This is a genomic window from Streptomyces sp. NPDC088733 (assembly GCF_044751185.1).
GTDB lineage: Bacteria > Actinomycetota > Actinomycetes > Streptomycetales > Streptomycetaceae > Actinacidiphila.
Genome location: NZ_JBIVLH010000033.1, coordinates 22,476 through 48,461 on the forward strand (window position 1 = coordinate 22,476; position 25,986 = coordinate 48,461).

Genomic DNA, 25,986 nt, shown 5'->3' on the forward strand with positions numbered 1-25,986 from the left:
TGCGGCCGGCGTCGCAGACGGTGTCGGCGGGCCGACGAGCCGTCCGAAGGGGGTTGGCGCGCGTCCGGCGCGACGGGCGAGCGCCTGACGCTGCCGCGCCCCGCGCGGCGGTCCTTGACGCGGCGCTGCCGGTCGACCATGCGGGCGTAGCCGGATACCGGGTGAGGCGGCGACGGCCACCGGCGATCCTGCGATCCCGGGCCAACCCGCGGCGCACCCCCCCCGCCGGGGGCGTCCGGCGTGGCTACCACCTCGGTGCCGGGTCGGCCATGGCGGTGCGCGATCGCGGAGGGGTCCTGGAACGGCGCTGGTGGCCGACCGTGCGGGCGTGGCCGGATACGGGGTCGGTGGCGACGGCCTTCGGTGAGCCTGTGATCCCGGGCCAACCCGCGGCGCACCCTCCGCCGGGGGCGTCCGGCGTCTCGCGCGACGGGCGGACCGCCGCAGGTGAGCGTACGTGGTGCGGTTGGGCTTTGCCGCGTGGCGGGCGCCACCTCGGTGCCGGGTCGGCCATGGCGGTGCGCGATCGCGGAGAGGTTCTGAAACGGCGCTGGTGGCCGACCGTGCGGGCGTGGCCGGATACGGGGTCGGTGGCGACGGCCCTCGGTGAGCCTGCGATCCCGGGCCAACCCGCGGCGCGCCCTCCGCCGGGGGCGTCCGGCGTCCCGCACGACGGGGGCGGACCGCCGGAAGCGAGCGCCCGCGCGGTGCGGTTGACCTTTGTGCGCGGTGGCCCGCCGTGAGAGCGCGGCCGCGACGCCCATCGGTGCGCCTTCGATCGCGGGCGAACCCGTCACGGCCACGGCGATCCGCAGGCCGCGCCGTGCACCTGGGCGCACTCGCGCTTCGCGCTGTCCGCCTAGCGCAGCGCGGGGTGGTCCGCCACGACGGTGCAGGAGCCCGGGGCGATCTCGGTGAAACCGGCGTCGCGGACGACGGGCAGGGTGCCGGAGGTGAGGGCCTGCCATTGTTCGGGCCGGGCGGTGCGGACCGCGAGGGCGAAGCCGGTCTCGCGCCACAGCTCCCGGTCGGCCGCGGACAGCGCGAGCCAGGCGAGCTGCGCGCCGTGCCCGGCCTGCGCCATGGCCTTGCCGGCGGACATCTCCACGTCGGGGTTGAGCCAGAGCACCGGGGTGCCCGGCTCGGGCTCCGCGGGCGCCTCGGGGTCCTCCAGTTCCGTGCCGGAGACCTGGAGCCGTGCCAGGTCCTTCGGCCAGCCGTCGAGCGGGACCGGCGGGAAGACCCGCACCTCGGCCGACTTGCCCGTCACCGTGATCCCGGGCAGCGCCTCCGCGCGCCGCCATTCCGCGCCGCGGGCCCGCCGCACCACCTTGCGGATGCGGGCGTCCTCCCAGTCGTGCACGGCCTCGGCCCAGTCGCCGCCGTCCGCTGTGGCGCGCTCGTCGGAACGCAGGAGCAGGACCGCCCGGGCGGCGGTCTCCAGGGCGTCGGTGCGGGCGGGCGGCGCGTCCCGCTCGATGCGGACGACCAGCGGAAGGACGAACTGGGGACGGCTGTCACGAGGATCGGTGCTCACCGCAACAGTCTGCCACCCGCCCCGGACGGGGCTTGGCAGAGGCGATCCTCCCGGGCCAGGATGACCCCGTGCGCAGCGACCTCTTTGCGACCGAGAACACGGCGCAGCCGGCCACCGAGCCCGGCATGACCCTGCAGAACGCCAAGTCGATCAAGTACGCCGTCAACGGCGAGTGCCTGGCCCGGCAGGGGTCGATGATCGCCTTCCGCGGGAACCTGCAGTTCGAGGTGAAGGGGCAGGGCGTCGGCAAGTTCCTCAAGCGCGCCCTCACCGGCGAGGGCCTGCCGTTGATGACGGTGCGCGGGCAGGGCGAGGCCTGGTTCGCGCACGAGGCGGCCAACTGTTTCGTCATCGACATCGACCCGGGCGACAGCCTCACCATCAACGGCCGCAACGTGCTGGTCTTCGACGCGACGCTCAGCTACGAGATAAAGGTCGTCAAGGGCGCCGGCATGGTCGGCGGCGGCCTGTTCAACAGCGTGTTCACCGGTCACGGCAAGCTGGGCGTGATGTGCGAGGGCAGCCCGATCGTCATCCCGGTCACCCCGCAGGCGCCGGTCTACGTCGACACCGACGCCGTCGTCGGCTGGAGCGCCCAGCTGCAGACCTCGCTGCACCGCTCGCAGAGCTTCGGCTCGATGCTGCGCGGCGGTTCGGGCGAGGCGGTCCAGCTGATGCTGCAGGGCGAGGGATTCGTCATCGTGCGGCCCAGTGAGTCGCAGCCGCACCAGCCCAGCGCCCACTGACGTGCGGCTGGAGGCGGTCGGCCGGCGCTACGGGGCGCGCGGGCCGTGGGTGCTGAGGGACGTGGACCTGGAGCTGCCCGGGCGGCAGCTGCTGCGCGTCGAGGGCGCCAACGGCAGCGGGAAGTCGACCTTCCTGCGGGTCCTGGCCGGCATCGACCGCCCCACCGCCGGACGTGTCACCGGGCGGCCGCGCACCGCGTACGTGCCCGAGCGCTTCCCGCCCGCGCTGCCCTTCGACGCGCTGGGCTATCTCGTCCACCTCGGTCGGGTGCACGGCCTGGGCAGCCGCACGGCCGCCGATCGCGCCGGGCGCTGGCTCGAGCGTTTCGGCATCGCCCCGTACGCCCGTACGCCGCTGCGGGAGCTGTCCAAGGGCACGTGCCAGAAGGTCGCCGTCGTCCAGGCGCTGCTGGCCGAGCCGGAACTGCTCGTGCTGGACGAGGCGTGGACGGGCCTGGACCGGCCGGCGCGCGCCGTGCTGGACGACGCAGTCCGGGCCACCGTCGCGGCGGGCGGAACCGCGGTGTTCGTCGACCACGACCGGCGGCGGCTCGCCGGTGACACAACGGGCGCCCACCGCGTCGAGGACACCCGGCTGGTGCCCGTGGCCGCGCCCCTGGCGGCCGACGGCGCCGGCGCCGCGGACACCGGGCCGCTGGTGGTCGTCGAGGCCGTGGGACGCGGGGCACCGCCCGCGGGCCTCGGCCACGGGACGACCGCGACCGGCACGCTCCGGCTGACCGTCCCGGCCCGTGAATCCGACGCCGTCCTGCGGCGGTTGCTCGACGCCGACCCGCCCTGGCACATCCGAACGGTCCGCCCGGCGGCCGGGCCACCGGAGGACGCATGACCGCGCTGCTGCGCTACCGGACCGCCCTGCTGCTGCGTTCCTACCGCTGGCTGCCGCCGCTGCTGCTCTACGCGGCCGTCCTGGCGATCGGCCTCACCGCGGGGCCGCAGCCGCTGCTGGACTCCCTCGGCTGGAACGCGGCCGCGCTGCTCCCGGCCGCCGCGTGGCTGGTCCGGGTCTGCGTCACCGTCGAGCCCCCCGCCGCCCGCGCGTGCGTGGCCGCGGCCTCGGGACCGGCGCGGGCTCACGTGGCGGGGATGCTGGCCGCGCTGATGTGCTCGGCGCTGACGGGCGCCGCGGGCATCGGCGTGGTCCTGTGGGTCGCCGATCCGCACACCACCGACCACCTCAAGGCGGTCCCGGTGGGGCCGGCCGCCGTGTCGGGTGCGCTGGCGGTCCTGGTGTCGGCGCTGCTCGGCACGGCGGTGGGCGCGCTCACCAATCCGCCGGTGCTGCTCCGTCCCGGCTGGGCGGTGCCCGTCACCACGGGCGCCGCGGTCGCGGTGCTGGTCGCCGGCGGTTCGCCCGCCAACGCCGCCGTCCGCGGCCTGGTGGTGGCCTCGCACACCGGCCGCATCCCCTACCCGCTGCTGTCCCTCCTGGCGGCGGTGGTCCTCGCCGCCGGTGCCGCGGCGGTCGCGGGGCTCCTGAGCTCCCGTCGCGGCTGACGGTCCGTCAGCACGTCAGTTCTCCAGGGCCATGCGCACGCCCAGCGCCACCAGCACCCCGCCCGAGACGAATTCGAGCCGGCGGCGGACGGAGGCGCGGCCGAACACGGACCGCAGCCGGTCGACGAACCAGACGTAGGAGCCGTAGTAGCCGACCTCGAAGACCGCCCACAGCGCCGCCAGCCCCACCATCGTGGGCAGTTGGGGCGCTCCCGCGGGCACGAACTGGGGGAGGAAGGACATCGCGAAGACGGCCGCCTTGGGGTTGGCCAGGTTCATGCCGAGCCCGGCCCGGTAGGCCGCACCCGGGGTCACGGCGGCGGCCTGCGGCTCTGCTTCCTCCCCGTCGCCCCCGTCGCCCCCGTCGCCCCCGCGGCCGCGGCGGGCGGAGCGCAGGGCCTGCACACCGAACCAGAGGAGGACCGCCGCGCCCACGATCCGCACGGCGTCGTACGCCGCCTGCGAGGCCGCGAGCAGCGCGGTGAGCCCGAAAGCCGCCGAGACGCCCCACACGAAGACGCCCGTCTCGTTGCCGAGCACGGTCAGGAAACCCGCGCGCCGGCTCCGCAGCGAGTGGCGGATGATCAGCACGGTGCTGGGTCCCGGGGCGGCCGCGATCAGCAGGCAGGCCCCGAGGAAGGGCAGCAGGAAAGTGGGCATCCGCACATTGTGGCGCCGCGGGCCGTGACCGTACCAGCGGCCCTCGAAAGCAGGCGCCGCCCGGTCCCGGGCGGCGCCTTCCCGGTCAGCCCTCCGTCGGCTCCAGCCGGAGCGAGATCGAGTTGATGCAGTAGCGCTGGTCGGTGGGGGTGGCATACCCCTCGCCCTCGAAGACGTGCCCCAGGTGGGAGCCGCAGCGGGCGCAGCGCACCTCGGTGCGGACCATGCCCATGGTGCGGTCCTCGATCAGCTCGACGGCCTTGCTGTCCCGCGGGTCGTAGAAGGACGGCCAGCCGCAGTGCGACTCGAACTTGGTGCCGGAGGTGAACAGTTCCGCGCCGCAGGCCCGGCAGGAGTAGACACCCTTGGTCTTGGTGTCGGTGTACTCACCGGTGAACGCCCGCTCCGTCCCGGCCTCGCGGAGGACGGCGTACTCCTGGGGCGTCAGCTCTTCGCGCCACTGCTCCTCGGACTTGTCGACTTCGTACGCCATGGTGTCCTCTCCCTCGTGGCCCTGGTGGCCCTCGTGCTCAGCTCTCCAGTCGGGCCAGGATCCGCGGACCGAGGTCCGTCACGTCTCCCGCGCCCATGGTGAGAACAAGGTCACCGGGTCCTGCCATTCCGGCGACGAGCGCGGGCACCGCGTCCTTGTCGTGCCCGGCGGTGACGTCCGCGCCGTGGGCGGCCGCCGCGTCGATGATCAGGGCGCTGGTGACGCCGGGGATCGGGTCCTCGCGGGCCGGGTAGATGTCCAGCACCACGGAGGCGTCGGCCAGCCCCAGGGCCTCGCCCATCTCGCGGCCGAGCTCCTGGGTGCGGCTGAACAGGTGCGGCTGGAACACCACCAGGATGCGCCGGTCGCCCGCGGCCTCGCGCAGGGCCTCCAGGTCCGCGGTCATCTCGGTGGGGTGGTGCGCGTAGGAGTCGATCACCTGGACGCCGCCGGCGGTGCCCTTCAGCTGGAGGCGGCGCTTGACCCCGGTGTACGTGCCGAGCGCCTTGGCCAGGTCCTCCGCGGGCACGTCCAGCGCGATGCCGGCCGCCAGCGCGGCGACGGCGTTGTGCGCGTAGTGGCGGCCGGGGACCGAGACGGTGAAGGTGTGCTCGCGGCCGCCCAGGCACACCGTGACCTCGCTCGCCATGCCCTGCGGGGTGATCCGGGCGATCCTGAGGTCCGCCCCGGCGTCCTCGCCGACCTTGACCACGGTCAGGCCCTCGCGGCCGGCGACACGGGCGGCGAGCTCGCGTGCCCCCGCGTGCTCGCCGACGACCAGGGTGCCGCCAGGGACGATCTTGCCGACGAAGGCCTCGAAGGACTCGTAGATCTCGTCCATGGAGGCGTAGTTCGCGTGGTGGTCCAGCTCCACATTGAGCACGATCGCCACTTCGGGGTCGTACTTCTGGAAGCTGCGGTCGCTCTCGTCCGCCTCGGCCACGAAGATCTCGCCCGTGCCGTGGTGCGCGTTGGAGCCCGGCGCGTCCAGGTCGCCGCCGATGGCGTACGAGGGGTCGAGGCCCAGCGCCGACAGGCTCACGGCGAGCATCGAGGTGGTGGTGGTCTTGCCGTGCGTCCCGGCCACCGCGATCGGGCGCAGGCCCACCATGAGCGCGGCGAGCGCGTCGGACCGGTGCACCACCGGGACGCCGCGCCCGCGTGCGGCGGCCAGCTCCGGGTTGTCGTCCCGGATGGCGCTGGAGACCACCACGCAGGTCGCGTCCGGCGCCAGGTGCTCCTGCGCGTGCCCGATGTGCACGGTCGCGCCGAGCGCCCGCAGCGCCTCGGCGGTCTCGGAGTCCTTCGCGTCACTGCCCGCGACGCTCGCGCCGCGCTGGGCCAGGATCTTCGAGATGCCCGACATCCCGGCGCCGCCGATCCCGATGAAGTGCGGTCGGTCCATGGCGGGGGGAAGAGTGGGGCTCATGCGCGCTGCTCCCTGCGTGCTCGGGCGTGTGCCGTGGTGGTCGGGCACCTCCGATTCTTCCATCCGCACGGGGCGGGGGACGCCCGTCCCCCGCCCCGCCGCTCAGTCCTCGGCGTTGTGGGCGAACAGCTTCAGGACCGGGACGCCGACCTTGTGGCGGGCCCGCGAGGTCCAGTCGCGGTGGAAGAACTCCTCGACCAGGTGCGGTGCGGTCAGGACGATCACCTCGTCGGCGTGGGTCTGCTCGACGACGGACTTCAGCAGCTCGATCGGGTGACGCTCGACGACCTCGCCGACCGCCTCCTTGCCGTTGTCCCGCAGCGCTTTGAGGCTGTGGTTCAGCGCTCGTTCGGCCGGCAGCAGGGCGTTCTCGCCCTCGGGCCGGTCGTGCTCGTGGACGGCCTTGTCGAGTTCACCGAGGACGACGTCGTCGATGGACCGCAGCAGCCGGTCCTGGTCGCCGCGGGGTTGCATCAGCACGACGAAGGAGACGGGCTCGTCGCCGTGCAGGGTGGTGACCAGCTCCACGTCGGCGGGGACGAGCGGCTGCTCGATCATGAGTACGGTCGTGAACACGGACGCGTCCTTCTTTCTCGCGGCCCCACGGGCCGGTGACGGGAACCATCCTGCCCCGTCCGGCTGTGGAGCACGCGGTGGAGTCCTCCCGCAGGGCAGCAGGCGGGTCGTGCGTGGCGGCGGACCGGCGGGCGGGGTCCGCCGGATGCCCGGACCGCCGCCCGTCCGTCATCCGCGCGTGTAGCGCGTGAAGAGGAACCCGTCCTCCTCGAGTATCGACACGGGGGAGAGGCGGACGGGCTCCGCGACACCGGGGCCGTTCATGATCCGCATCGCGTCCCCGGCGGTCAGCAGGGGGGCGACGGTCAGGCAGAGTTCGTCGATCACTCCGGCCGCCGCGAACTGCGCGAGCAGCCGCGGGCCGCCCTCGGTGAGCATGCGCCGCAGTCCGAGCGCGGCGAGCTCCCGCTTGGCGCGGGCCGGGTCCACCCCGGCCCCGTCGCCCGCGACGACCACCCGCGCGCCGGCCGCCTCCGCCGCCGCCACCCGGTCGGCGGGGGCACCGGCGCCGGTCAGCACCAGGGTCGGCACCAGCGGCGAGGTGAACAGCGGCAACGAGAAGTCCAGGTCCAGCCGGGCGCTCACCACGGCGATCACCGCGGCCGGCGGTTGTCCGGCCGCCGCCCGCCGCGCCGCGAACGCCTCCCGGGCACGGGCCGGGCGGTAGCCCTCCTGGCGAACCGTTTCCGCCCCGACGACCACCACGTCGGCCAGTGCCCGCAGCACCCCGAAGACCCGCTTGTCGCCCTCCGACGACAGCGGCTGGGACAGCCCGTCGTGCCGTGCCGCGCCGTCCAGCGACGCCACCATGTTCGCCCTCAGCCACGGAAGCCCGTCTGCCCCGGCCGGGTACGCGTACGCCTCGGCGAGCGACTCGGGTGTGTCCAGGTCCCCGCCGCGCTCGGCGGCGGTGTGCGGGTTCTCGGGCGGGGGGAACAGGCGGCGCATGGCAGCAGTCTTCCACGTGCCCCCGACAGCGTGGGGTGGACCACACGGGACCGGGGACCCCGCCACGAGGCACTAGGCTGGAGAGCTGTGTCCTCGTCCTACACCGCAGCGCCCGAAACCGCCCCGATACCCGGTGGTGAACCCCCTGTGTCGCTGAGCGGCCGCGAGCCGCGGGTGCCGGCCGACCGGCTGGTGGCCGAGATGGTGCCGCCGCCCAGGTTCGACTCCGTACGGTTCGAGAACTACATCCCGGACCCGGGGCAGCCCAGCCAGGCGGAGGCCGTACGCGCGCTCGCCTCCTTCGCCGCGGCGACGGGCGCGCCCGCCGGCCCCGCGCCCCGGCGCTGGTTCCGCCGCTCGGCGGCCCCCGCCGCGCCCGCCGGCCCCGGCGGGGTCTACCTCGACGGCGGCTTCGGCGTCGGCAAGACCCATCTGCTGGCCTCGCTCTGGCACGCCACCGACGCGCCGCGCGAGCAGAAGGCCTTCGGCACCTTCGTGGAGCTGACCAATCTCGTCGGCGCCCTCGGGTTCCAGCAGGCCGTCCAGGCGCTCAGCGGGCACCGGCTGGTCTGCATCGACGAGTTCGAGCTCGACGACCCCGGCGACACCGTGCTGGTCTCGACACTCCTCGGCAAGCTCGCGGACGCCGGCGTGCGGCTCGCCGCCACCTCCAACACCCTGCCCGGCAAGCTCGGCGAGGGCCGCTTCGCCGCCGCGGACTTCCTGCGCGAGATCCAGGGCCTGTCCGCCCGGTTCCGCTCGCTGCGCATCGACGGCCAGGACTACCGCCACCGCGGGCTGCCCGAGGCCCCGGCCCCGTTCTCCGACGACGAGGTCACCGCCGTCGCGGGCCGCACCGCCGGCGCCTCCCTCGACGACTTCGCCACCCTGCTGGCACACCTGGCCCGGGTCCACCCCAGCCGCTACGGGGCCCTGTGCGACGGCGTGGAGGCGGTCTTCCTGCGCGGCGTCGCACCCGTCGAGGACCAGGCCACCGCGCTGCGCCTGGTCGTCCTGGCCGACCGGCTCTACGACCGCGAGGTCCCGGTCATGGCCTCCGGCCTGCCCTTCGACCGCATCTTCAGCGAGGAGATGCTCGCCGGCGGCTACCGCAAGAAGTACTTCCGGGCGATCTCCCGGCTCACCGCCCTGGCCCGCGACGCCGCACGCCTGGCGGGCTGACCGGATCGGGCGAACCCCGGTACGGGGAACGGCGCGGCCGTTCGGGGCGGGGGTTTTCGGGCGGTTGTCGTGGGCCCGGCGGTGTGCGCCCCGGCTCGCAGGTTCTGTCTGCCGCCACCGGGCGGGTCGGTGTGCCGGTGCAGGGAGTCCTTCCGGGCTGCGGGTCCGGCGGGGCGACCGGTTCGGGTGAACTCTGCTGCGGGGAACGGCGCGGCCGTTCGGGCAGGCCCGGATGACCCCGGCTTGGCGGCGCGTGCCGGTTCTCGTGTGCGCCAGGGCGGCCCCGGCGCCGCGGGTCCCGTGACGGGGACTGCGCCTCCGTGCGGAGCGCACTCGGGATGCGGGCCACGTCCGTTGGCGGGCGTCGCGGATCCGTCGGACCATCGGAGAAATCATCCGATGCCAGGGAGGGCGCCGTGCCGCACCACCGACCGGCGGAAGCGAAGGCGAAGGGACTGCGCTCGCTGCTGCGGGTCCCCCCGGGCGGGGGTGCCGTGCGGCTGCGCGCGTACGACACCCGCGCGACACCGGGCGGCCCGGCCGGCAAGCGGGAGGCCCGGGAGGCCGTGCCCTGCACCCGGGAGCGCCTGACCGTGCTGCAGGAACGGCTCTTCGCGCAGGCCACCGCCGGGGACCCGCGGTCCGTCCTCGTCGTCCTCCAGGGCAGCGACACCTCCGGCAAGGGCGGTGCCGTCCGCCATCTCGCGGGACTGCTGAACCCCGCCGGGTGCCGCATCACCGCCTTCAAGTCGCCCACGGCGGAGGAGAAGTCGCACCCCTTCCTCTGGCGGATCAAGCGCGCCCTCCCGCACGCCGGGCAGATCGGCATCTTCGACCGCTCCCACTACGAGGACGTGCTCGCCGCCCGGGTCCGCGGTCTCGTGCCGCGGGAGGTCTGGGAGGAGCGCTTCGAGACCATCAACTCCTTCGAGGCCTCCCTCGCCGACGACGGCGTCAGCGTCGTCAAGATCTTCCTCCACATCGGCTACGACGAGCAGCGCGCCCGCCTGCTCTCACGCCTCGACAACCCGTGCAAGCACTGGAAGTTCACCCCTGACGACCTCGACGACCGCGCCCTGTGGCCCGCCTTCCAGAAGGCGTACGAGGCGGTGCTGAACCGCTGCTCCACCGAGACCGCCCCCTGGTACGTCGTGCCCGCGGACCGCAAGTGGTACCGCGACTGGGCAGTGGGCCGGCTGCTGACGGAGCACTTGGAACTCATCGACCCCCAGTGCCCGCCCGCGTCCTTCGACGTGGAGCACGCCCGCAAGCGGCTGCTCGGGGACTGAACGGCGGCAGGCCCCGGCCCGGTCAGGCCGCGGGCCGCCGCTCCCGCAGGACCGCGACGGAGTGACCCGGCAGCCGCAGGAGCCGGGAGCCCGCGGGCAGGGTGCAGGGCTGCCACGAGGCGAGCACCTCGTAGCCCCGGGCCGCGTCGTGCAGGGGCACCTCGGCCTCCCCGGGGGAGAGGTTCACCGCGACACGGAACGGGCCGCGTTCCAGGCACAGGGTGTGCTCGCCGGTGGCGACCCGCACCGCGTCCAGCGCCGGGTCGGTGAGCGCCGGTTCGGCGTGCCGCAGGGCGATCAGACGGCGGTACCAGGACAGCAGGCCGGCGTGCGGGGCCCCGTCCGGCTCGGACCAGTCCAGGCAGGAGCGCAGCCGGGTCGCCGGGTCCTGGGGGTCCGGGATGTCCTCGGCGTTCCAGCCGTGCGAGGCGAACTCGCGGCGCCGGCCGCGGGTGATGGCCGCCGCGAGCTCGGGGTCGCTGTGGTCGGTGAAGAACTGCCAGGGCGTGCGGGCGCCCCACTCCTCGCCCATGAAGAGCATCGGCGTGTACGGCGAGGTGAGTACGAGCGCCGCCGCCGCGGCCAGCAGGCCCGCGGGCACGGTGGCGCCGAGCCGGTCGCCGGTGGCCCGGTTGCCGATCTGGTCGTGGGTCTGGGTGTACGCCAGGAAGCGGTGCCCGGGCACGGTCGCGCGGTCGACCGGGCGGCCGTGCCGGCGGCCGCGGAAGCCGGAGTACGTGCCGTCGTGGAAGAAGACGCCCTCCAGCACCTTGGCGAGGGCCGCGGCCGGCGAGACGGCGAAGTCCGCGTAGTAGCCCGCGGATTCCCCGGTGACGGCCGCGTGCAGGCTGTGGTGGAAGTCGTCGTTCCACTGGGCGTGCACACCGAGGCCGCCCGCGTCGCGGGGGGTGGTGGTGAGCGGGTCGTTGCGGTCGGACTCGGCGACCAGGAACAGCGGCCGGCCCAGTGACGCCGACAGCGCGTCGACGGCCGTGGACAGCTCCTCCAGCAGGTGCACGGCGCGGGTGTCGACCAGCGCGTGCACGGCGTCGAGCCGCAGCCCGTCGAGGCGGTAGTCGCGCAGCCAGGCCAGGGCGCTGCCGACGAGGAAGTCGCGGACCTCGTCCGAGCCGGGGGCGTCCAGGTTGACGGCGTCGCCCCAGGGGGTGTGGTGCCGGTCGGTGAAGTACGGCCCGAACCGCGGGAGGTAATTGCCGGACGGGCCAAGATGGTTGTGGACGACGTCCAGCACCACCCCGAGCCCGTGGCCGTGCGCGGCGTCCACGAACCGCTTGAGGCCGTCCGGGCCGCCGTAGGGCTCGTGGACCGCCCACAGGGACACGCCCTCGTAGCCCCAGCCGTGCGTGCCGGGGAACGGGCACACCGGCATCAGCTCGATGTGCGTGATCCCCAACTCGGCCAGGTACGGGAGGTGTTCGACGGCAGCGTCGAAGGTGCCCGCGGTGGTGAAGGTGCCGACGTGCAGTTCGTACAGGACCGCGCCGGGCAGCGGGCGGCCCGGCCAGTCGTGGGCCCAGCCGAAGACGCCGTGGTCGACGACCGCGCTCGGCCCGTCCGGTCCGTCCGGCTGGCGGCGGGAGCGGGGGTCGGGCAACGGCGGGCCCTCGTCGAGCGCGAACGCGTACCGCGCACCGTGGGCGGCGGGCACCTCGGCGCACCACCAGCCCTCGCGCACGCGGTCGCGCTCCATGTCGTGGGCCCGTCCGTCGACCCGTACCTCCACCTCACCGGCGTCCGGTGCCCACACGTCGAAGCGCATGGGCACCATGCTGCCCGCCGACCGGGGGATCACACCAGGTTGACGCGCTCCTGGGTGACCGGATATCCCGCCTTGGCGAAGTGCGCCGCCATCGGCGCATTGGTCCGGTCGGTGGCGGCGGCGATCAGCTCCGCGCCGTGTCCGACCAGGTCGTGCGTGCACTCCACCAGCAGGTCGTACGCGTAGCCGTGGCCGCGCTGCTCCGGCAGGACCCCCACGAATCCGACGCAGTACGCGTTCGGGTTGCGCGCCGGCACCTGGATGCCCACGAGCTCGCCCTCGGGCGTCCACGCCAGCCGCCACCATTCGCGCGGCGACGGGAACCAGTTGAGGACGTCCAGCTCCTCGCGGGCCGCGGCGTCGGCACCGTGCAGCTCGACGGCGCGGCGGGTGTGCGCGTCGAGGCTGCCGGCCCCGATGCGCTTGAGGACGTCCAGGATCACGGCGTCGTCCGGCTCCGGCCGGTACTCCAGCCGTCCGGTGCGCGCGGGAATCCCGCACTCGGGCGTCCAGGTGTAGCGGTAGCGCTCGACGAGCGGCTCCATGCCGGAGACGATCGCCGCGTCGATGCGGTTCTGGGCGGCCTCGCGGACCTCCCGCCGCTCCCGCCAGCCCGGCGGCAGCAGCAGTTCGAACTCGGCCTTGAGCGGCGCCGCCCGCAGCAGCCGCACGGCGGCGTCGGCGTCGGTGAAGTCGAACCAGTCCAGCGCCACCGGCTTGTCGTCGGTGGGGGCGCCCCACCAGGCCGCGCGGGCGACGACCGTGCCGCCGCGCAGGGCCACCCAGGTCCAGTCGGGGCGGTACTCGCCGCCCTCGTCGGTCATGGCGTACGTGTGCCCCAGCAGGGACCGGCCGACCAGGCCGTTGTCCTCGGGCACCAGGGAGTGGAACAGATGGGTCTCGCCGGCGACGAGCGGGCGGATCACCAGATCAGTCATGAAAGGAGCAGTCCTCACGGGAGAATGGAGCGCTCCCGGTCAGACGGAGATCGCCCTGCGGACAACGGGGCGGGAGCGCGGAGCGGTGAACAGGTGCATGGCTTCCGCCTCCTTCCTCGGTCCAGGGCGTGCGAGCACCGTAACCGCGCCGACTCCCGGACGTCCACCGTATTTTGGGCCCGGATCCGCGGGGCCGGGCGGCCGGCGCGACCGTCAACGGCGCGTCGGTGGCGGGCTTCTGGACACCCCGGTGCGTTCGGCCCGACAATCACGCACGTGAGCCACGAGTTCCCGACCTATTCAGCGCCGCCCGCGCCACGGCCCACCGAGGCGGAGCGCGAGCGCGTCATCGAGGTGCTGCGCGGGGGTGCCGTGGACGGCCGGCTCTCGCACGACACCTTCCTGCACCGGGTGGAACTCGCCCTCACGACCGGCCGCTCCGACGAGCTGGACGCCCTCGTCGCCGACCTCCCGGCCGCCGAGGGGCGGATGGCACGGCTGGGCCGGTGGCTGGAGCGCGGCGTCGCGAAGGTCTCCGCCCTGCAGGTCCGCGTCCGCGACGCCTGGCAGGCCGAGAAGCTGCCGCCGCTGCTCTTCCCCGCGCCCGGGCCGGTCCCGCTGCGCATAGGCCGCGACCTGTCCTGCGGCTTCCGCCTCAGCCACTCCTCCGCGTCCCGCATGCACGCCGAACTCCGCCACGAGCACGGGATCTGGGTGCTGCGCGACCTCGGCTCCATGAACGGGACCTGGGTGAACGGCCGCCGGGTCATGGGCGCGACCGTCGTCCGCCCCGGCGACCGGGTCACCTTCGGCGCCATGCACTTCCGCCTGGCCGCGGCCTGACGGCACGGAGCGGCACGGACGGCGGGCGTCCGCGGTCCTACCCCTCGATCAGCAGCTCGTAGGGCCCGTGGTCCTCGTCGTCCACGTACGGCAGGAAGTCCGGCACGGTGCGCGCGGCGGTCGCCCGCAGGCGGGCCACCACCTCGTCCGCGGGCGGCGGCGTCAGCCCGAGGGCGGCGACCACCTCCGCCCGTACCCGGTCGAAGTCCGGCATGTCGGCGCGGAGCTGCTCCTCCAGCCCGGGCAGCGGGAAACCGGCCGCCGCGTCCCGCCACAGCGGGCACACGACCACCAGCTCGACCGCCTCCTCCAGACTCGCCCCCACCAGCGCCGCCTGGCCCTCGGAGTCCGCGTAGAGCACCGGCCGGCCGGCCGCGCCCTCCTTGCCCACCAGGAAGTACGTGCCTCCCGCGCCGTCCCCGGCTATCGGCCGCAGCGGATCGCCCGAGGGCAGGGTCAGTTCCTCCACCGGCGTGCGCCGGCCGAGGTCGAAGTCGCCCGGCCACGCCAGGTACGCGACCACGGCCGGGTCGTTCTCGATGCGGGCGAGCAGGGTCTGCGATGCGTCCATGGGCAGAACGCTAGCGGCGGGGTCCGACATCCCCGCGCAGGCGGGCTCCCGCCCTCAGCTGTCGATGTCGCGCACCAGCAGTCCCACGGGCAGCCGGTCCAGCAGCGTCTCCAGCGGCAGCACGCCCTCGAACCGGCGGTCCGTCAGCACCTCGGTCCACACCCCCTCGGGCAGGACCAGTTCGGTGCCGCGCCAGCCGCCGGCATCGGCCAGGCGCCGCGAGAGCCGGGTGACCACCGTCAGCGCCCGGCCGCCCCGGACGAAGGCGACGCAGTGCGCGCCGGCCGCGCCCCGTGCGAAGAGCGGCTCGTAGCCGGCCTCGGGGCCGGTGAACCACTGGGGCCGGGCCCGGCGCAGCCGCAGCGCGGCGACCGTGACGCGGCGCTTCTCGCTCGGCGGACCGGCCGCCGCGCCCGGGTCGTAGGGCGCGCGGTTGGCCGGGTCGACCAGCAGCAGCTGCCGTTCCTCGTCGCCCTGGTACACGTCCGGCACGCCGGGCATGGTCAGATGCGCCAGGTGCGCGCCGAGCGCGTTGACCCGCTCCGGGGCCGCCAGTTCGTCCGCGATGCGCGCGGTGGCGAAGGCGGACGGCCCGCCGACCAGCTCCCGTACGAAATCCGTCAGTTCCTGCTCGTACTCCGGGCGCTGGTCGGTCCACGCGGTGCGCAGGCCCGCCTCCCGCTCGGACTTGAGCATGGTGGCGGCGACCAGGTCCGCCGCGGCCGGGTCGCAGAACACAGCGGCGTACTGCCACGCCTGGTACTCCACGTGCCGTTCGGGCAGCGGCACCCCGCGGCCGGTCAGGTACGCGCGCAGCTGCTCCGACGTCTCCGTCAGCCACCGCTCCCAGGTGCCGGGCAGCTCCGTGAGGGCGGCCAGGCGGGCGCGGACGTCGGCGCCGCGCTTGGTGTCGTGGGTGGAGCGCACGGTGCCGGTCAGCGGCCAGTCGGAGCGCAGCCGTTCGCAGAAGGCGTGGAACTCCTCGGGCGAGGTGGCCGGGCGGGCGGGGTCGCGGCCCACCTCGTTGAGGCACAGCAGCGGGTAGTAGCGGTAGAAGGCGGTGTCCTCGGCGGACTTGGCGCGCAGCGCGGAGGAGACCTGGGCGAAGCGCACGGCGAAGTCGGCCGCGTCCTCGCCACCGCTTCCGTTGCCCGCCCCCTCCTCGGCGCGGTCCTCTCCGGCGTCCCCGTCGCCGCTCCCGAACCGTCCGAGGGCCAGGTCGCGGATCGTCTCCGCGGCCGGCAGCCCGGTGGCCTCGGCCGCGGTCTCCAGCAGCGCGACGTCCTCCTCGGGCGCGGGCTCGCCGGGCACGATGTACGGACGGTAGCGCGGCAGCCGTACGAGGATCCCCCGGAGCGCCTCGCGCAGCACCCGCTCGTCGCCGCCGCTGGCGCGGACGGCGGCCCGGGTCAGCCGGTCCACCTCGGCGGCCAGGTCGTGGACGACGATCCGGTGCGCGGCGGCCCGCACGGTCGGCTCCCACAGGCCGCCCCGGTCGGCGGCGGCGCCGGTGAACGCGCGGTAGAAGCCGGTGATCTCCTCGGCCCCGGCGGGGTCGGTGAACAGCCCGTCCAGGCGGTCGAGGGCGTCGTAGCCGGTGGTGCCGGCGCAGGCCCAGCCGGCCGGGAGGCGTTCGTCGCCGGTGAGGATCTTCTCCACCACCGTCCAGCGGCCGGCGGAGGCCTCCGCGAGCCGCCGCAGATAGCCGGCCGGGTCGGCGAGGCCGTCGGGGTGGTCGATGCGGAGGCCGTCGGCCACGCCCTCGTCCAGCAGCCGCAGCAGGGTGGCGTGGGTGGCGGCGAAGACCTCGGGGTCCTCGACGCGGACGGCGATGAGCTCGGAGATGGTGAAGAAGCGCCGGTAGTTCAGCTCGGAGCGGGCCTGCCGCCACCAGGCCAGCCGGTACCACTGGGCGTCCAGCAGGCGCCGCAGCGGCAGGTCCTCGCTGCCGGCCCGCAGCGGGAACGCGTGGTCGTGGTAGCGCAGGACGCGCTCGCCGGCGTCCCGGTCCCGCTCGACGCGCAGGTCGTCGAGCACGTCCTCCAGGGGCGCGCCGAGCACGGGCAGCAGCAGCCGGTCGCCCTGGGCGGCCCAGTCGATGTCGAACCAGCGCGCGTACGGGGACTCCGGGCCCTCCCGGAGCACCTCCCACAGCGGCCGGGCCAGGTACTCCGGCGCGGGCACCGCCATGTGGTTGGGCACGACGTCCAGCACCAGGCCGAGGCCGTGCGACCGGGCGGTGCGGGCCAGCGACCGCAGACCCTTCTCGCCGCCCAGTTCCTCGCGCACCTGGGTGTGGTCCACGACGTCGTAGCCGTGGGTGGAGCCGGGCACGGCCTGCAGCACGGGGGAGAGGTGGAGGTGGGAGACACCGAGCGCGGCCAGATGGGGGACGACGGCCTCGGCGGCGGCGAAGGGGAAGTCCGGCTGGAGCTGCAGCCGGTAGGTGGCCGTCGGCACGGCGGGGGCGACAGCGGTCGACGGGGTCGCGGCGCTTTCTGTCATAGCTTTCTGCCTACCCCGCCGACCGGTGTGCCCATCACACCGGGACGCCGGTTACGCCGGGCGTTGCAGCACCACCATGCTCCGGTCGGCCAGCCGCAGCCGGTCGCCCTGGGTCACCTTGCGCCCGCTGCCCGCCGGCACGCCCTCCGGCCGCTGGGTGTCCACGACGACCTGCCACTCCTTGCCGTGGTTGACCGGCACCACGAAGTCCAGCGGTTCGTGCCAGGCGTTGCACATCAGCAGGAACGAGTCGTCGGCGATGCGCTCCCCGCGGTCGCCCGGTTCGGAGATCGCGCTGCCGTTGAGGAAGACCACCAGGGCGTTGGCCTGGGCTTCCTGCCAGTCGTCCTGGGTCATCTCCTCACCCTCAGGGGTGAACCACGCGATGTCCGAGAGCTCGTCGTGCGTGCCCTCCATGGGCCGCCCGTGGAAGAAGCGGCGGCGCCGGAAGACCGGGTGGTCGCGGCGGAGCCAGACCATCTGGCGGGTGAACTCGTGCAGCCGCTCGGTCGTTACGTCGCCCTCCTTGGGCCAGGGCACCCAGGCCAGTTCGTTGTCCTGGCAGTAGGCGTTGTTGTTGCCCTGCTGGCTGCGGCCGAACTCGTCGCCGTGGGAGATCATCGGAACGCCCTGGGAGAGCATCAGGGTGGCGATGAAATTGCGCATCTGGCGCTCGCGCAGCGCGAGCACGCCCTCGTCGTCGGTGTCGCCCTCGGCGCCGCAGTTCCAGGAGCGGTTGTGGCTCTCGCCGTCCCGGTTGCTCTCGCCGTTGGCCTCGTTGTGCTTCTCGTTGTACGACACCAGGTCGCGCAGGGTGAAGCCGTCGTGGCAGGTCACGAAGTTGATGGAGGCGAGCGGGCGGCGGCCGTCGTCCTGGTAGAGGTCGGACGAGCCGGTCAGCCGGGAACCGAACTCGGCGAGCGTGGCGGGCTCGCCGCGCCACAGATCGCGCACCGTGTCGCGGAATTTGCCGTTCCACTCGGTCCACAGCGGCGGGAAGTTGCCCACCTGGTAGCCGCCCTCGCCGACGTCCCACGGCTCGGCGATCAACTTGACCTGGCTGACCACCGGGTCCTGCTGCACCAGGTCGAAGAAGGACGACAGCCGGTCCACCTCGTGGAACTGCCGGGCGAGGGTCGCGGCGAGGTCGAAGCGGAAGCCGTCGACGTGCATCTCGGTGACCCAGTAGCGCAGCGAGTCCATGATCAGCTGGAGCACGTGGGGGCTGCGCATCAGCAGCGAGTTCCCGGTGCCCGTGGTGTCCGTGTAGTAGCGCGGGTCGTCGGCCAGCCGGTAGTACGAGGCGTTGTCGATGCCCCGGAAGCACAAGGTGGGTCCCAGGTGGCTGCCCTCGGCGGTGTGGTTGTAGACCACGTCGAGGATCACCTCGATGCCCGCCTTGTGCAGCGCCCGCACCGCGGTCTTGAACTCCAGCACCTGCTGCCCGCGGTCGCCCATGGAGGAGTACGCATTGTGCGGGGCGAAGAAGCCGAGCGTGTTGTAGCCCCAGTAATTGTGCAGCCCCTCGTCCACCAGACGGTGGTCGTGGACGAACTGGTGCACCGGCATCAGTTCCAGCGTGGTGACGCCGAGCTCCACCAGGTGCGAGATGACCGCCGGATGGGCGAGCGCCGCATAGGTGCCGCGGATCTCCTCCGGCAGCTCGGGGTGGAGCATCGTCAGGCCGCGCACATGGGCCTCGTAGATGACGGTGCGGTGGTAGTCGATGCGCGGGCTGCGGTCGTCGGTCCAGTCGAAGTACGGGTTCACCACGACGGAGGACATCGTGTGCGGCGCCGAGTCCAGGTCGTTGCGGGACTCGGGCTGGCCGAACCGGTAGCCGTACACCGCCTCGTCCCAGTCGATCGAGCCGCTTATCGCCTTCGCGTACGGGTCCAGCAGCAGCTTGGCCGAGTTGCAGCGGTGGCCCTGGGTCGGCTCGTGGGGCCCGTGGACCCGGAAGCCGTAGCGCTGCCCGGGCATGATGCCCGGCACATAGGCGTGGCGGACGAAGGCGTCGGCTTCACGCAGCTCGACGGCGGTCTCCGACCCGTCGTCGTGCAGCAGACACAGCTCGATCCGCTCCGCCGCCTCCGAGAAGACCGCGAAATTGGTGCCGGCGCCGTCGTACGTGGCGCCGAGGGGGTATGCCTGACCCGGCCAGACCTGCATGTCGTCGACTCTTCCACTTCACTGCCGGGCGCCGGTAGGCCGCACCCCCGGTCACAACGTGCCGAAAGGGCATCGTCACGCACCCGCACCCGCGATGGCACGCTATTGCCGAGATCTTCCCCGGTACGAGTGTTCCAATTCCCCTGCCTGCCGCAAGAATCCGCTCGTTGTGGGCAACCTGGGTCGTCTTTGCGTCATCTGAACAGGTGACAGTACGACACAGGAGGGACCTACGTGACAGATCAGGGGGAAAGCCGCTCCACGGGGACAGTGGGAGCGGCCGGACGCGGCGTCAGGCGCGTCTTATGGGGCGCCGGCATCGCCGTCGCCGCCACCGCCGTCATGGTCGGCATGACCCTGCCACGTTCCGCGTCCGCGGGCGAGGGCCACTCCACGACGGCCGGCTCCGCCGCCCCGTCGCAGGGGCCCGGGCAGCAGGACGACGGCGGCGGAGGCACCGGCGGCGCCCATGACGGCGTGACGGAGATCCAGGCGCCCCAGGGCGGACAGCAGACCGGACGAGGGCCCCTGACCAAGGCCGAGGTCGACCGGGCGAAGTCCATGGCCCTGGGGCGCGACGGTCTGCGCAGCGCTCAGGACGTCGACGGCGGGCGAGGGCCCGAGTACCTCGACACCGACCTCGCGGACCCGGCGGGCGCGGACGCGGGCGACGGCGCCGCGCCGCCCGGCGAGGACCGCCGGGTCGAGGTGCTGTTCTACGACTACGGGCACGACCGGCTCGTGAAGAAGACCGTCGACCTCACCACCGGCACCGTCGAGCACACCGACACCGCCTCCGGCATGCAGCCGCCTCCCTCGGCCGACGAGACCGCCGAGGCGGCCGCGCTGCTCATCAAGGACCCGCTCGGCTCGGGACTGCGGACCGACTTCGCGGCGGCGACCCGGGGGACCGCACTCGCCACGCCCGACCAGCTGCGGCTGCGCGGCATCTCCTTCAACACCGCGGAGCAGTCCGCACCGGCCGCTTTGGGCAAGTGCGGCCGGCACCGGTGCGTACGCCTGTTCACGCAGGTGAAGGACGGGCCGTGGATCGACACGACCAGGTTCGTCGTCGACCTGAGCGACCGCACCGTCGGCCGGATCCACTAAGAGCGGAGACCCAGCAACCATGCGCACCTCCCACGTGCGCCGGGCCCTCGGTACGGCCTCGGCGCTCCTGCTCCTGCCCGCGCTCGTCGCGGGGACGGCACCCGGCACCGCCGCCGCGGCGGCCCCTCGTGCCGCCCAGGCGGCCGCCGGCTGCGGCACGGCCACCGCCATCACCAAGAAGCTGCCGGGCGGCACCACCTGGACCATGTGCTGGCGTATCAGCGGCACCAAGGGACTGGTCCTGGAGAAGATCGCCTACCAGCCGCGCAGGGAACCGCATCCGATCACGGTGCTGAACTCCGCGGCACTCGCCCAGGTCAACGTGCCCTACGACTCCGGCCTCACCGAGTACAACGACCTGTCGGACATCGGCTTCGGCAACACCGCGGTCGACATCGGCCCCGAGGAGTGCCCCGGCGGCACCATCGCTTCCGCGTACGTCCCGCAGCAGGAACGCACCGTCAAGGCGCTGTGCACCACCACCGCGCCGCGCGGCTACGCCTACCGCAGCGACATCTTCGACGAACGGGGCACCGCAAAGAAATACACCGAGCAGGGCAGCGACCTGGTGGTGTTCTCCGTCTCGCAGCTCGGCTGGTACGAGTACGTCACCCAGTGGAACTTCTCCGACGACGGCACCGTCACCGCCAAGGTCGGCGCCACCGGCGACCTGTCCCCCTCGGACTACAGCGGCGAGGGCACCGGCTGGCCCATCGGCAAGGGCGGCCACGACCACGCCACCAGCCACTACCACTCCGTCTTCTGGCGGCTGGACTTCGCCCCCGACGGCTCGACCCGCTCCAAGGTCGAGCAGTACGACACCAAGAAGGCCGGCCGCGGCAGCGGCTCCGCCGTCCTGAGGACCACCAGGACCCCGGTCGCCAAGGAACTCGCCGCCACCTCGGCGCTGCGCCGCTGGTGGCGCGTGGTCTCCACGGCCGGCAGGAACGCCGACGCGCACCCGCGCTCCTGGGAACTGGTCCAGCAGCACTCCGACCACTACGACGCGCACCCCTACACCTCCAAGGACGTGTACGTCACCCAGTACCGCGCCTGTGAGCAACTCGCCAGCGGCAACAGCGACCCGGCCTGCAACGGCCGGGGCACGTCGGTGGACACGTGGACGAACGGCGAGACCCTCACGCACCCGGTGATGTGGGTCAACGTCGGCTTCCACCAAATCCCGCGCGACGAGGACCAGACGCCCATGCCGATCCACTGGCAGGGCTTCCAGCTCGTCCCCCGGGACGTCACCGCCATGAGCCCGCTCACGCCGGACGACCTCACCGGTCACAACGGCCAGGCGCGCTAGGGGCATTGGCCGCTGAAGCGAGTAAGCATGTGGTGAAGTAGCGTCGTTACGGCTGCACCGCCCCCCGCCCCGCAGTACCCTTCCTTGATCGTGTACGGGGGCGGGAAGGCGGGTGCAGTCGTGATGTCGGGAGGTCTGGTGCTCCCTGGTGGTGGTGATCAGGGGGACCAGGGCGGCATCGGCGAGGGGAACGGCACCGGAACCGCGTCCCTGGCGCTGCCGCTGGAGATCGGAGCGGAACTGGACTGGGGCGCCGACGAGTGGGCCGAGGTGCGCACCCGCGCCCGCCGCGCCGGGCGCGCCTATGTGTGGCTGAATCTGGTCGAGCAGCGGCTCCGGGCCGTGGTGAACGCGATCCTGCGCCCCATCTACGAGCCCGTCCACGGCGAGGAGTGGGTGGTCGCCGCCGCGGGCCCCGCCGGCCACGAATGGGTCCAGCGCGCCGCCGCCGTGCGCGAGGTCAGCCGCCGCAAGGGCTTTCTGCTCGACCCTGCCGACGACAACATCCTCAGCTTCCTGACCCTGCCGCAACTGCGCGAGCTGGTCGTCCAGCACTGGCCGTGCTTCGAGCCCTATCTCGACGACCGCCGGGAACTCGAACTCGCCCTGGACGAGCTGGAGGTGGCCCGGCACGTCGTCTCGCGCAACCGCGCGCTGTCCCGGACCGTCCTGGACCAGGCCGAACGGGCCGCCGCCCGGCTGCTCGACGTACTCGGCTCCGGCCCCGGCTACCCGTCCGCCGACCGACTGCCCGTGGACGCCGTCGAGGAGCTGGTCGCCGACCGCTACGCCGATGTCGTCGGGGTCTACCCGGACCGGGTCCGCCTCCAGCGCCAGCTGCCGGCCGAGGACCTGTTCGGCGCCGCCCGGCGGCTGGACGCCGTCGGCATCGGCCTGAACCTGCTCGTGCAGAACTACTCCGGCAAGCGGCTGGTGCGGCTGGCGGAGTCCGGCTGCCGCATGCGGCTGCTCTTCCTGAACCCGGCCAGCAGCGCGGTCCGCCGGCGCGAGCGCGAACTCGGCCTCGGCCGGGGTGAGCTGAGCCGATCCGTCGAGATGAACATCATGCACATGCGCCGGGTCCGGGCCCGGCTGCGCGACCCCGGCGCCTTCGAGATCCGGGTCTTCGACGAGACCCCCCGCTTCACCGCCTACCTGGTGGACGGCGACACCGCGAACGGCGTCGCGGTGGTCCAGTCGTACCTGCGCAAGGCCCGGGGCATGGAATCCCCGGTGATCATCCTGCGCGGGGGCCCCCGCGACCTCGTGCAGACCAAGGACGGCGCGGCGGCCGAGGCGGAACAGGGACTCTTCGGCATCTACCGCGAGGAGTTCGAGGGCGTGTGGGGGGACTCCCGGCCGGTCTCCTGAGGCCCGCCCCCCGACGCCCGGCGGCGGGACTGTCAGTGGCGCACGGGATGATGGCACAGCACACGGGGGAACCGCGGGAAGGACGTACGCCAATGGCCATGGGATGGCACCGGGAACTGCTGGTCGGCTTCGACCTGGAGACCACGGGCACGGATCCGCTCGGATCGAGGATCGTCACGGCGGCCGTCACCGAGGTCAGGAACGGCGAGCCGATACGTCACCTGGGCTGGCTCGTCGACCCCGGCGTCCCCATTCCCGCCGAGGCCACCGCCGTCCACGGCATCAGCAGCGAGCACGCGGCCGCGCAGGGCCGGCCGGCGGCCGAGGCGGTGGACGAGATCGCCGACGCCCTGGTCGCCCACTGGGCGGCCGGCGTGCCCGTCGTCGTCTACAACGCGCCCTTCGACCTCAGTCTGCTGGCGGCGGAGCTGCGCAGGCATCAGCTGCCGTCCCTGGAGGAGCGGCTGGGCGGCGAGGTCGGCCCCGTCGTCGACCCGCTCGTCATGGACCGCACGCTCGACCGCTACCGCAAGGGCAAGCGGAATCTGGAGGCCGCCTGCCGCGAGTACGGCGTCACCCTCGACGACGCGCACGAGGCGAGCGCGGACGCGCTGGCCGCCGTCCGGGTCGCCTGCGCCATCGCCGAGCGCTATCCGCGGGCCGCGAGCGGCCTGCGCGAACTGCACCGGTCCCAGATCGGCTGGTACGCCGACTGGGCCGAGGGCTACCAGCGCTGGCTGGTCCGCCAGGGCGGTGCACCCGAGGTGGAGATCGACACCCGCTGGCCGCTGCGCGAGCCCGTCTGACGACGGGTGACAGGCCGGGTGCCCGGCGTCGGCTAGAAGGCGTGCCAGCGCACCGTCGGGTCGTCGTCGCGCAGGGACGCGACGCGGCGCTCGAACTCGGCGAGAGCCGCCGGGTTGCCGGGCGCGTGCTGGGCGACCCAGGCGCAGCTGGCGGTCTCCCGGGCGCCGCGGAGCACGGCGCAGCCCTCCCAGGAGCGGACGTCCCAGCCGTAGGCGGCGGTGAAGGTGTCGTAGGCCGCGGGGTCGAGGCCGTAGCGGTCCCGGCTGAGCGCCATGACGACCAGGTCGTGCTCGCGCAGATCGCTGGAGACGGTCTCCAGGTCGACCAGCACCGGCCCCCGCGGGCCGACGTGGATGTTGCGGGGCAGCGCGTCGCCGTGGATCGGGCCCGGCGCGATGTGCGGCGTCAGGGCGGCGGCCGCGGCGGCGAACCCGTCGCGCCGCTCGCGCAGATATGCGGCGTCGGCCGGGTCGATCGCCGTGCCCGCGAGGCGCAGCCAGCGCTCCACCCCGTCCAGCAGATCGCGGCGGGGCAGGGCGAAGTCCGGTTCCGGCAGGGCGTGCACGAGCCGCAGCAGTGCGGCCAGATCGGCGGGCTCCGCGGGGCGCACGCTGTCCGGCAGCCGCTCCCAGTACGTCACCGGGTGGCCGTCCACGAGCCGGGCCTCCGGGTCCGCCGCGCGCACCGCGGGCACCCCGTGGACGGCGAGCCAGGTCGCCGTCCGCAGTTCGCGGGCGGCCCGCTCCAGCAGTTCGGGGCCGCGGCCGACCTTCGCGACGGCGGCGCCGCCCGCGAGCTCGAAGACCGCGTTCTCGCCGAGCGCGATCAGCTTCGCCTCGTGGTGCCCGTCCGCCGCGAGCACGGCCCGCGCGAGCTCTTCGGTGAACGCCATACGGCAATGATCGCAGATCAGTACCCTGGGCCGGTGGACGAGGCCACAGTGATGACGTTCTGTGAGGCGCTGCCGGAGCTGCGGCGCACCGCGCTCGCCGACCCCGACGAGGCGGCCGAGGTCGAGGCGGTGGCGGAGGCCGTCCGCGAGGGCCGCGGCGACACTGTCGTCGTGGGCGACCTGGCCGACCGGCTCGGCGTCCGCCTGGACGGCCGGCGCGGCGACAGCGGGTCGTACGTCACCGTGCCGGGGCTCGCCGGCGGGGGCGGCGGCATCGTCCGCTACCGCTGCCCGCGCGGGACGTGCTCGCGCAGCGAGGACCCCACGGCGTCCGTCTCCGCGCCGCGCTGCGCGGTCTGGGGCGCCGAACTCCGACGCGTGCGGTACTAGCGGTGTCCGGCCTGCTGGACGCGATCGGCGGCAAGCTCGCCGAGCGCTGGGTCGCCCTGCTCGCCCTGCCCGGCATTCTTTTCCTCGGCACCGCCTGGACCGCCCATGTGCTGGGCGCCGGGCGGCCGTTCGACGCCGCGCGGCTGCTGCGGGAGGTGGAACGCCTGGCCGGCTGGACCGACCGCCACGGCGCGGCCGGGGTCCTCCTCGTGCTGGTCGCCCTGCTGCTGCTCGCCGTCGTCCCCGGGCTCGTCGTGCAACTGCTCGCGCACGGTGTCCGGCTGCTGTGGCTCGGGCCGTGGCCGGGCGGCACCGGCGAGCGCCTGGTCCGCCGGCGGCGTGCCCGGCGTGCCCGTGCCGACGAGCGGGTCGCGGAGCACATCCGGCGCTACGAGGCCGGCGGCGACCCGGCCGAACTTGCCGCCGCCCACGCGGCGGAGGCCCGCCGGGACGGCATCTCCGTGGTGCCGCCCGCCCGGCCGACCCGCATGGGGGACCGCATCCACGCCCTGGAGCACCGGGTAGGGGAGTACTACGGCGTGCCCTTCGTGGTGCTGTGGCCGAGGCTGTGGCTGGCCGCGCCCGAGCCGGACCGCGCGGAGATCCGTGCGGCCGCCGCCTCCTTCGACGCGGCGGCCCGGCTGTTCGCCTGGGGCCAGCTCTACGTCCTGCTCGCGGCGGCGACTTTGTGGTGGCCTGCCCTGATCGCCGGAGCGGTCGTCATGGCCGCGGCGTGGCGGGCCGGGAGCGAGCGCCTCTTCGTTCTCGCCGACCTGGCCGACGCGCTCGTCGACCTCCGCATGCGGTCCGTCGCCCGCGCGGCCGGCCTCCCCGTACCGCCGGGACCGGTGCCACCGGCGACCTGGGAGGAACTCGACCTGCTGCTGCGCCGCCGGCGGTGAGGGCGCGTTACGTGT

24 protein-coding genes are annotated in these 25,986 nt (G+C 74.0%); 12 read left to right on the forward strand and 12 right to left on the reverse strand.

Annotated elements, in window-relative coordinates; all coding sequences use genetic code 11:
• Positions 1–859 precede the first annotated feature (859 nt).
• Positions 860–1,537, reverse strand: a complete 678-nt coding sequence (locus ACIP64_RS37350; RefSeq protein WP_401596138.1) for a peptidyl-tRNA hydrolase — start codon at positions 1,535–1,537, stop codon at positions 860–862.
• Positions 1,538–1,605: 68 nt separating this feature from the next.
• Between ACIP64_RS37350 and ACIP64_RS37355 the strand changes: the two genes are divergently transcribed.
• The 3 genes from ACIP64_RS37355 to ACIP64_RS37365 are packed head-to-tail and all read left to right on the forward strand — an operon-like array spanning position 1,606 to position 3,801.
• Positions 1,606–2,283 carry an AIM24 family protein gene (locus ACIP64_RS37355; RefSeq protein WP_401596141.1) on the forward strand — a complete coding sequence of 226 codons (678 nt, stop codon included), beginning with the start codon at positions 1,606–1,608 and terminating at the stop codon, positions 2,281–2,283.
• A gap of 1 nt (position 2,284) precedes the next feature.
• Positions 2,285–3,133 carry an ATP-binding cassette domain-containing protein gene (locus ACIP64_RS37360; protein ID WP_401596266.1) on the forward strand — a complete coding sequence of 283 codons (849 nt, stop codon included), beginning with the start codon at positions 2,285–2,287 and terminating at the stop codon, positions 3,131–3,133.
• Complete coding sequence (locus tag ACIP64_RS37365) at positions 3,130–3,801, forward strand: ABC transporter (protein WP_401596143.1); 672 nt, start codon at positions 3,130–3,132, stop codon at positions 3,799–3,801. The genes ACIP64_RS37360 and ACIP64_RS37365 overlap by 4 nt, the downstream gene beginning before the upstream one ends.
• Positions 3,802–3,816: 15 nt before the next feature.
• Here the strand turns inward: ACIP64_RS37365 and ACIP64_RS37370 are convergent, their stop codons facing one another.
• From ACIP64_RS37370 to ACIP64_RS37390, 5 genes are all read right to left on the reverse strand, one after another.
• Entirely contained in the window at positions 3,817–4,461 is a 645-nt protein-coding gene (locus ACIP64_RS37370) for a LysE family translocator (protein ID WP_401596146.1), read from the reverse strand.
• An 85-nt stretch (positions 4,462–4,546) separates the two neighbouring features.
• Entirely contained in the window at positions 4,547–4,954 is a 408-nt protein-coding gene (gene msrB, locus ACIP64_RS37375; RefSeq protein WP_401596148.1) for a peptide-methionine (R)-S-oxide reductase MsrB, read from the reverse strand.
• Between the two features lie 37 nt (positions 4,955–4,991).
• Positions 4,992–6,383, reverse strand: coding sequence for a UDP-N-acetylmuramate--L-alanine ligase (gene murC, locus ACIP64_RS37380; RefSeq protein WP_401596151.1), 1,392 nt, complete (start codon positions 6,381–6,383; stop codon positions 4,992–4,994).
• 102 nt (positions 6,384–6,485) lie between these two features.
• A complete protein-coding gene (locus tag ACIP64_RS37385; RefSeq protein ID WP_401596153.1) occupies positions 6,486–6,959 on the reverse strand; it encodes an indole-3-glycerol phosphate synthase in 474 nt (157 codons plus the stop codon).
• A 168-nt stretch (positions 6,960–7,127) separates the two neighbouring features.
• A complete protein-coding gene (locus ACIP64_RS37390; protein WP_401596156.1) occupies positions 7,128–7,907 on the reverse strand; it encodes a pyrimidine reductase family protein in 780 nt (259 codons plus the stop codon).
• A gap of 87 nt (positions 7,908–7,994) precedes the next feature.
• Between ACIP64_RS37390 and zapE the strand changes: the two genes are divergently transcribed.
• Together zapE and ACIP64_RS37400 are read left to right on the forward strand one after the other, a co-directional pair.
• On the forward strand, positions 7,995–9,089 hold the full coding sequence (gene zapE, locus ACIP64_RS37395) for a cell division protein ZapE (RefSeq protein WP_401596158.1): 1,095 nt from the start codon (positions 7,995–7,997) through the stop codon (positions 9,087–9,089).
• A 338-nt stretch (positions 9,090–9,427) separates the two neighbouring features.
• The gene (locus tag ACIP64_RS37400) at positions 9,428–10,378 is read left to right on the forward strand and encodes a PPK2 family polyphosphate kinase (protein WP_401596161.1); all 951 of its coding nucleotides are present in this window, start codon (positions 9,428–9,430) and stop codon (positions 10,376–10,378) included.
• Between the two features lie 22 nt (positions 10,379–10,400).
• On the opposite strand, the gene treZ is transcribed toward ACIP64_RS37400, so the two are convergent.
• Both treZ and ACIP64_RS37410 read right to left on the reverse strand, forming a co-directional pair.
• Entirely contained in the window at positions 10,401–12,158 is a 1,758-nt protein-coding gene (treZ, locus tag ACIP64_RS37405; RefSeq protein ID WP_401596164.1) for a malto-oligosyltrehalose trehalohydrolase, read from the reverse strand.
• Between the two features lie 29 nt (positions 12,159–12,187).
• Complete coding sequence (locus ACIP64_RS37410; protein ID WP_401596166.1) at positions 12,188–13,096, reverse strand: GNAT family N-acetyltransferase; 909 nt, start codon at positions 13,094–13,096, stop codon at positions 12,188–12,190.
• Positions 13,097–13,372: 276 nt separating this feature from the next.
• On the opposite strand from ACIP64_RS37410, the gene ACIP64_RS37415 reads away from it, so the two are divergent.
• On the forward strand, positions 13,373–13,939 hold the full coding sequence (locus ACIP64_RS37415; RefSeq protein WP_401596168.1) for an FHA domain-containing protein: 567 nt from the start codon (positions 13,373–13,375) through the stop codon (positions 13,937–13,939).
• A gap of 37 nt (positions 13,940–13,976) precedes the next feature.
• On the opposite strand, the gene ACIP64_RS37420 is transcribed toward ACIP64_RS37415, so the two are convergent.
• The 3 genes from ACIP64_RS37420 to glgX are packed head-to-tail and all read right to left on the reverse strand — an operon-like array spanning position 13,977 to position 19,187.
• Entirely contained in the window at positions 13,977–14,510 is a 534-nt protein-coding gene (locus ACIP64_RS37420) for a hypothetical protein (RefSeq protein WP_401596170.1), read from the reverse strand.
• 54 nt (positions 14,511–14,564) lie between these two features.
• A complete protein-coding gene (gene treY, locus ACIP64_RS37425; RefSeq protein ID WP_401596173.1) occupies positions 14,565–17,015 on the reverse strand; it encodes a malto-oligosyltrehalose synthase in 2,451 nt (816 codons plus the stop codon).
• A gap of 51 nt (positions 17,016–17,066) precedes the next feature.
• On the reverse strand, positions 17,067–19,187 hold the full coding sequence (glgX, locus tag ACIP64_RS37430; RefSeq protein WP_401596176.1) for a glycogen debranching protein GlgX: 2,121 nt from the start codon (positions 19,185–19,187) through the stop codon (positions 17,067–17,069).
• A 351-nt stretch (positions 19,188–19,538) separates the two neighbouring features.
• Between glgX and ACIP64_RS37435 the strand changes: the two genes are divergently transcribed.
• The 4 genes from ACIP64_RS37435 to ACIP64_RS37450 all read left to right on the forward strand — a co-directional run bounded on the left by ACIP64_RS37435 (position 19,539) and on the right by ACIP64_RS37450 (position 23,786).
• On the forward strand, positions 19,539–20,297 hold the full coding sequence (locus tag ACIP64_RS37435) for a Tat pathway signal sequence domain protein (protein WP_401596178.1): 759 nt from the start codon (positions 19,539–19,541) through the stop codon (positions 20,295–20,297).
• Positions 20,298–20,316: 19 nt separating this feature from the next.
• Positions 20,317–21,609 carry a copper amine oxidase gene (locus ACIP64_RS37440; protein ID WP_401596180.1) on the forward strand — a complete coding sequence of 431 codons (1,293 nt, stop codon included), beginning with the start codon at positions 20,317–20,319 and terminating at the stop codon, positions 21,607–21,609.
• Positions 21,610–21,732: 123 nt separating this feature from the next.
• The gene (locus ACIP64_RS37445) at positions 21,733–22,980 is read left to right on the forward strand and encodes an SAV2148 family HEPN domain-containing protein (RefSeq protein ID WP_401596183.1); all 1,248 of its coding nucleotides are present in this window, start codon (positions 21,733–21,735) and stop codon (positions 22,978–22,980) included.
• 98 nt (positions 22,981–23,078) lie between these two features.
• On the forward strand, positions 23,079–23,786 hold the full coding sequence (locus ACIP64_RS37450) for a 3'-5' exonuclease (RefSeq protein ID WP_401596185.1): 708 nt from the start codon (positions 23,079–23,081) through the stop codon (positions 23,784–23,786).
• 32 nt (positions 23,787–23,818) lie between these two features.
• Here the strand turns inward: ACIP64_RS37450 and ACIP64_RS37455 are convergent, their stop codons facing one another.
• Positions 23,819–24,679 (reverse strand): phosphotransferase, encoded by an 861-nt coding sequence (locus ACIP64_RS37455; protein WP_401596188.1) that lies wholly within the window; start codon positions 24,677–24,679, stop codon positions 23,819–23,821.
• A gap of 33 nt (positions 24,680–24,712) precedes the next feature.
• Here ACIP64_RS37455 and ACIP64_RS37460 point away from each other — a divergent pair, with 33 nt between their 5' ends.
• Both ACIP64_RS37460 and ACIP64_RS37465 read left to right on the forward strand, forming a co-directional pair.
• Complete coding sequence (locus ACIP64_RS37460; protein ID WP_401596191.1) at positions 24,713–25,069, forward strand: hypothetical protein; 357 nt, start codon at positions 24,713–24,715, stop codon at positions 25,067–25,069.
• A 2-nt stretch (positions 25,070–25,071) separates the two neighbouring features.
• Entirely contained in the window at positions 25,072–25,971 is a 900-nt protein-coding gene (locus tag ACIP64_RS37465) for a hypothetical protein (protein ID WP_401596194.1), read from the forward strand.
• The last annotated feature ends 15 nt before the right edge of the window (positions 25,972–25,986 follow it).